Raw genomic sequence first — 6,331 nt, 5'->3', positions numbered from 1 at the left:
AGATAAAGGATCTAACTCCCAACGCCTATCGTCACGCTGTTCTAACATATCGTTTGTCCGCAGAAACGCAAAATCGTTCATCTCTATCCCGACAGCAGCACCAATTTCATCGACGATATCCTGATCGGGAGTAGGGGCGGTTCCACCTGGCGCCTCATCACCAACTTCCGCTTCTTGTGTCCAACCCGCATCTATGTCTCCCCCTGTAATTATGGGGCTGCTTTGTCTGTTGCTGCGGATCTGATCGCGCATTTTGCGATCGCCAATGTTATACCCTGGCTCATCCTTCACACCAGTACCGTAAGACTCTGTAATTTCCTCCGGCAAGTCAGAAATTTGTGGTGGTAAATTTTCCTGTTGAGGTTGTTTATCTGGATCTACTTGATTTAGTTGAGCTTCTAAATCTTGTGGAGCTTGAGAATCTTGTTGAATGTCAGGATCTACCATAAATACTTGCTATTTATTGCATCCCCACAATAACGCTTTATTTTCTTGAGGTTGTCTTCCAACCGATGTATACCTTCGGAAAGAAAATCATTTCAACCCTTAGAGCGAAGAGCAGTTAGGAATTTGTGCATACTCTTATAAGAGTGAATCCACGCTATAGCCACTTCATCAAAGTTATGAGTTGTGAAATTTGTTTATATCATAAATTCATAACTCATAACTATTTTTTAAAAAATCACAAATAGGAATTTTATAAAAAAATCAGTAGTCTATTTCTAAAGATAGAACTAATTTCTTTCAAAAATGCCTCTTGTGAATGAATGCATCTACGGAAGTGAAATATCAAAATAAAGCTCATGATCAAGTTACTGAATATGAAAGTTAGGATTTATTTAATTGAAGCTTACTAATTTTATTTTGGATAAAAGCAGTAGGTTTGAATCCTAACTATTTCTTGATAAATTATTTTTTCGATTAAATCACTATTTCTACTAATTTAATTTCTTAATTATTTGAGAACAGAAGTATTTTGAATTTCATCTGGAATGGAGGTAGAGAAGTGAAATATGATGAATTTATTACCCATGTTCAAAGTGTTGCCCTGTTAGATACGCGAGAAGAAGCAGAACGCGCTACTCGTGCCACACTGGAAACAATCAAAGAAAGAATTGTTGGTGATGAAGCAAAAGATTTAGCCTCACAGTTGCCAAAGCAATTAGCAGAATGCCTCCGTGGGAGAGAAGGTGAGAATGGTCAACCATTTTCCCTGCAAGAATTTATTGCCCGGGTGAGTGAAAAAGAGGGAGTAGAACCAACTGCTGCCGCAATGCATATCCGTTCTGTGTTTACAGTTCTACAAGATGCTGTGACACCAGGAGAATTTGCCGATTTTCAGAGTAATTTTTCCGCCGATTATGCAGAACTCTTTCCTACTGGCTCAACTCGAGAAGTGTCAGCTTAAAAATTATAAATAATGAATTATGAAATTAACTAAATTTCATAATTCAGATCAGGAGTAACAAAAAATTAGACGAATTGAGTGGGAAAAATAAATGTCAATGAATAATATTAAAAATAAAAAAGTTGCTATCCTCATAGAAAATGATGTAGAGGACGCAGAATTTCAAGTACCATATAATGCGCTCAAGCAAGCGGGGATGGAAGTAGTTGTCCTCGGTTCCCGGATGAATGAAAAATATCATGGGAAAAGAGGTAAAGTTTCCATGCAACCTGATGGCACGACAACGGAAGCAATGGCTTCTGCATTTGATGCTGTAATCATCCCTGGTGGTATGGCTCCCGACAAAATGCGGCGGAACCCCAATACAGTGGGTTTTGTACAAGATGCCATGCAGCAAGGAAAATTAGTAGCTGCGGTTTGTCACGGTCCACAAGTTTTAATTGAAGGTGACTTGCTTCGGGGTAAACAAGCTACCGGCTTTATGGCAATTCGCAAAGACATGATTAATGCTGGTGCTAATTACATAGATGAACCCCTAGTAATAGATGGGAATTTAATTACATCCCGTCAACCTGGAGACTTGGCAATATTTACCACAGCAATTTTGAGTCGTTTGGGCTATGGTGGCAAAGACGCCGCATTACCTGATGAAAATGACCGAACCGCCGAATGGTGGAAACTAGCTGATGCTTGGGGTGGATCTACCAAAGGTGATATTGTCAAAGCTTTAAATACCGCTTTAGCTGGTGAGCGTTATAGCTTACAAGCTTTAGATAATTACATCCAAAAAGAATCAGATCCACAAATCAAATCTCTTTTCCAAGAGATGATTCCGGTGAGACAGCAGCACATCCAAAGATTGGAAGCACGACTAAGTGAACTGGGTGAAAAACCTTCCTTAGCCGCAAATATCGCCGATAAGTATGCCAAAGTCAAAACTAGCCTCGCAGGTAGTGATGATATCTATCAGTTACGCTGCGCTTTGGGTGATCTACAAACCGGTATAGGTGACATCGGCAATTTGATGGCAGCACTCACCGATCCAGTATCAACTAGAATTTTCACAGAAATTCATCAAGACCTCTTAAAGTACGAGCAGCGTCTAGTAGAACTGTATCGGAGGCGAGTAGATGTAGAGGTAAAACCTGCTAAGCCTACTACAGGTGCAGCCGTATCTATGTAGGTCTTTGTGGAACGAACCATGTAGGCGCAACTAATACCGTTGCAATTCTTTGCGCCCTGATGGTTCGTTTTTTTGAAGTCAAGGAGATAGGAGAATGGCATCAACATCGGGAGAGGGACTCAGTAGCAGCCAAAGTGAAGCCAGTGAAGCCGAACGTTGGGCTTCGTTGATTGGTGGTAGTGCAATGGTGTTAATGGGTTTGAGACAACGCTCTCTACGGGGCGTTTTGATGGCGTTAGCAGGTGGAGGTTTGATTTATCAAGGTGCAACCAAACAAAGCACGATTCAGCAAGCACAGGAAGCGATCAGCATGAACCAAGCTATCAAAGTGGAAAAGACGGTAACTATTAATAAACCGGCAGATGAACTTTACCGCTTTTGGCATAACTTTGAGAATCTGCCCAGGTTCATGAAGCATCTTAAAAATGTGAAGGTGTATGATGACAAAAAGTCGCACTGGATTGCTAATGCACCTTTAGGTCAAAGTGTGGAATGGGATGCATATATTCTAGAAGACCGGGAAAACGAATTTATTTCTTGGGCTTCCGCAGAAGGGGCAGATGTAGATAACTCTGGTTTTGTCCGCTTCACAAAAGCGCCTGGTGATCGGGGTACTGAAGTCAAAGTGGTTATGGAATATAACCCACCCGGGGGAGCATTGGGAGCAGCGATCGCTAAACTCTTTGGTGAAGAACCAGAACAGCAAATTGGTGATGAACTACGCCGTTTCAAAATGCTAATGGAAGCAGGCGAAATCGCCACCACAGAAGGGCAACCAAAAGGAAATGGGTAATGGGTAATGGGAAAGAAAATTACCAATTACCAATTACCAACTACCAATTACCAAAATTTTTATGAAAGCAGTTTGTTGGCACGGTGCAAATGATGTACGGGTAGAAACCGTTCCTGACCCGAAAATACTCAATCCGCGTGACGCCATTCTAAAAATCACATCAGCAACTATCTGTGGTTCTGACTTGCATATCTACGACGGCTACATCCCTACAATGCAACCGGGTGACATTATTGGTCACGAATTTATGGGAGAAATAGTTGATATTGGTAGTGAAGTCAAGCAATTGCAAAAAGGCGATCGCGTTGTAGTCTCTTCAATTATCGGCTGCGGTCAATGTCACTTCTGTCAACATCAAATGTGGTCGCTGTGTGATAACTCCAACCCCAACGCCTGGATGCAAGACAAACTATATGGGTTTGGGACTTCGGGTATTTTTGGCTATTCTCACGCCTTTGGTGGCTATGCAGGGGCTTTTGCTGAATACGTACGCGTACCATTTGCTGATTTTGGTGCTGTCAAAGTACCAGAAGGTATTCCCGATGAAAAACTCCTCCCGATTTCCGATGCTTTTCCCACAGGTTACATGGGAGCAGATATGTGTGATATCCAACCCGGAGATATCGTAGCTGTTTGGGGTTGTGGGCCTGTGGGATTATTTGCCATGCGAAGCGCCTATATGTTGGGTGCGGAACGGGTGATTGGTATTGACCGATTTCCCGAACGTTTGCAAATGGCTAGAGACTTCGCCAAAGCAGAAACTATCAACTACGAGGAAATAGATGCAGGCGAAGCCCTCAAAGAAATGACGGGTGGACGCGGCCCCGATGCATGTATTGATGCAGTGGGACTAGAAGCCCACGGTACAGGTTTAGGAGGACTTTACGACGAAGCCAAGCAAGCAGTACGACTGGAAACTGATCGCCCCCATGTATTGCGACAAATGATGGTTGCTTGTCGTAAGGGCGGCACTCTCTCAATTATGGGGGTTTATGGTGGCTTTGTAGATAAAATTCCCATGGGCGCAGCCTTTAACAAAGGCTTAACCTTCAAAATGGGGCAAATGTTCGGTCAAAAGTATATGCCCAGGTTGTTGGGTTACGTCATAGAAGGCGAAATCGACCCATCTCAAGTTTTTACCCATCGCTTACCCCTAGAAGAAGCGAAGCAGGGCTTTGAAATTTTCAAGCACAAAAAAGATAACTGTATCAAAGTTCTGCTGAAACCCTAAAGCGTTCTTTGTTGGTAGTTGGTTGTTGTTGGGAAAGAACAACCAACAACTAACAAACAACAAACAACATACTCTCAAAAGATGAAGGAGAATTCTTATGAAGAAATTACTTTCTGTGATTAAAAGTTTGCGTCTGCGTCAGATTATGACAGTTTTGCTAGCAGGATTGTCAATTTTTGTCATGCAGGCTTTTAGTAATATCCTGCCAGCCCAAGCTGATGAAACAGTGAAATCGCCATACGGCTATTATTATAAAGGCACACCAGACGAGAATGTTGTCAACCGCGACTTCGACCAAAATCGAAACTTGATGAATAAAGAAAAGTCGATGGCGGAAAATGCTAAAAATAATTTGAAAAATGCTGCTGATAATATTCGCGAAAAACTCAGTTTTGATGAGACACAAACCAAAAACACAAAAAATTTCTCTAATCAAGCCCAAGCTAATGAAACAGTGAAATCGCCATACGGTTATTATTATAAAGGCACACCAGACGAAAATGTTGTCAACCGCGACTTCGACCAAAATCGAAATCTGATGAATAACGAAAAGTCGATGGCGGAAAATGCTAAAAGGAATTTGAAAAATACTGCTAAGAATGTTCGCGAAAAACTCAATCTTGATGAGCCACTACCCAAAAGCACAAAAGAGTTTTTGAATTCAACTAAACAAAAAACAGAAGATTTAGTTGAACCAATTACTAAAAATCGAGAAGGCTATTATCAAGCTAGATAATTTTCCAAAATAATTTGTTCTTAGTCATTAGTCATTTGTTTATGTACAAATGACTGCAGCATTTAGCAGACGTCAGCCAGAAGAAAATCGCTGGTTGCTGATATTTGAGGGCATCATCGGCATTATTGCCGGTGTGCTAGTCTTCATTTGGCCAGGTATTACTGCATTGATATTGCTTTACTTCATTGCTGCTTGGGCTATTGTTACCGGCATTTTGGAAATTATTGCTGCTATCCAGTTGCGAAAGGAAATTGAGAATGAATGGCTGCTAGCGATCGCTGGTGTTGCTTCTGTACTCTTTGGCATTTTAGCAGCAATTAGACCTGGTGCTGGTGCTTTGGCTATTCTTTGGGTAATTGGTACTTATGCAATTATCTTTGGCGTTATGTTATTGATTCTCGGCTTACGGTTACGAAATTGGAATACACCAGGCCCACCAGTTATTTAGAGGGAAATAGCAATAGCCATTCAAGTTCAATCTTAACCAAGGAGAAAAATATGCCTGACACAAGCGTGAAAAAAGTAGATTCTGCCTATTCTCCTAAAGGTGAACACGGGGAAAAATACCTCGCATCTGGCAAATCAGTTTCCATGCGCCTTTGGGAAGATGAACAACCTGGAGAACCAAAACCAGCAACAACACGAGAGTATGAAACCGTGGGTTATGTAATTAAAGGTCGTGCTGAGTTACATATCGAAGGACAAACCGTTTTGTTGGAAACAGGAAGTTCCTGGGTAGTACCAAAAGGATCATCTCATACTTACAAAATTTTAGAACCATTCACTGCTGTTGAGGCGACTAGTCCACCTGCCCAAGTACACGGACGGGATGAGGACTAATATTGGATTTGTGTTGAGTTTGTAGTCAGCACTTTAGTGCTGCAATTCATGAGGGCTAAAGCTGCTGCCTACGAACTGATTTTAGTAAAAAACCGCAGAGGCGCAGAGAACGCACCAGAAAGAGAGGAGGACAAGCAATT

General features: G+C 41.7%; 7 protein-coding genes and 1 pseudogene. 7 read left to right on the top strand and 1 reads right to left on the bottom strand.

What is annotated here, in order from left to right; translation table 11 throughout:
• The coding region (locus UYI_RS32820; protein ID WP_016867833.1) for a DUF6335 family protein at positions 1 to 447 on the bottom strand (447 nt) is incomplete at its 3' end.
• Between the two features lie 559 nt (positions 448 to 1,006).
• Between UYI_RS32820 and UYI_RS0116935 the strand changes: the two genes are divergently transcribed.
• From UYI_RS0116935 to UYI_RS0116905, 7 genes and pseudogenes are all read left to right on the top strand, one after another.
• The gene (locus UYI_RS0116935; RefSeq protein ID WP_026086001.1) at positions 1,007 to 1,408 is read left to right on the top strand and encodes a DUF2267 domain-containing protein; all 402 of its coding nucleotides are present in this window, start codon (positions 1,007 to 1,009) and stop codon (positions 1,406 to 1,408) included.
• Between the two features lie 97 nt (positions 1,409 to 1,505).
• Positions 1,506 to 2,591, top strand: coding sequence for a DJ-1/PfpI/YhbO family deglycase/protease (locus UYI_RS0116930; RefSeq protein WP_016867831.1), 1,086 nt, complete (start codon positions 1,506 to 1,508; stop codon positions 2,589 to 2,591).
• A gap of 94 nt (positions 2,592 to 2,685) precedes the next feature.
• A complete protein-coding gene (locus tag UYI_RS0116925; RefSeq protein ID WP_016867830.1) occupies positions 2,686 to 3,384 on the top strand; it encodes an SRPBCC family protein in 699 nt (232 codons plus the stop codon).
• 61 nt (positions 3,385 to 3,445) lie between these two features.
• A complete protein-coding gene (locus UYI_RS0116920; protein WP_016867829.1) occupies positions 3,446 to 4,615 on the top strand; it encodes a zinc-dependent alcohol dehydrogenase in 1,170 nt (389 codons plus the stop codon).
• 97 nt (positions 4,616 to 4,712) lie between these two features.
• The gene (locus tag UYI_RS34945) at positions 4,713 to 5,351 is read left to right on the top strand and encodes a hypothetical protein (protein ID WP_016867828.1); all 639 of its coding nucleotides are present in this window, start codon (positions 4,713 to 4,715) and stop codon (positions 5,349 to 5,351) included.
• A 55-nt stretch (positions 5,352 to 5,406) separates the two neighbouring features.
• Positions 5,407 to 5,799 (top strand): annotated as a pseudogene (locus tag UYI_RS32815) (HdeD family acid-resistance protein); the annotation flags it as partial.
• Positions 5,800 to 5,849: 50 nt separating this feature from the next.
• Entirely contained in the window at positions 5,850 to 6,191 is a 342-nt protein-coding gene (locus UYI_RS0116905; RefSeq protein ID WP_016867826.1) for a cupin domain-containing protein, read from the top strand.
• The last annotated feature ends 140 nt before the right edge of the window (positions 6,192 to 6,331 follow it).

Origin of the sequence: Fischerella muscicola PCC 7414, from assembly GCF_000317205.1 — a bacterium.
GTDB classification, from domain to species: domain Bacteria; phylum Cyanobacteriota; class Cyanobacteriia; order Cyanobacteriales; family Nostocaceae; genus Fischerella; species Fischerella muscicola.
This window is presented reverse-complemented; position numbering and strand designations above follow the sequence as displayed.

Bases quoted from the DNA above. Each gene is read 5' to 3' on its own strand.
- UYI_RS0116925 (WP_016867830.1), top strand. From the start codon at position 2,686: ATGGCATCAACATCGGGAGAGGGACTCAGTAGCAGCCAAAGTGAAGCC.
- UYI_RS0116905 (WP_016867826.1), top strand. From the start codon at position 5,850: ATGCCTGACACAAGCGTGAAAAAAGTAGATTCTGCCTATTCTCCTAAA.
- UYI_RS0116920 (WP_016867829.1), top strand. From the start codon at position 3,446: ATGAAAGCAGTTTGTTGGCACGGTGCAAATGATGTACGGGTAGAAACC.
- UYI_RS0116930 (WP_016867831.1), top strand. From the start codon at position 1,506: ATGAATAATATTAAAAATAAAAAAGTTGCTATCCTCATAGAAAATGAT.
- UYI_RS34945 (WP_016867828.1), top strand. From the start codon at position 4,713: ATGAAGAAATTACTTTCTGTGATTAAAAGTTTGCGTCTGCGTCAGATT.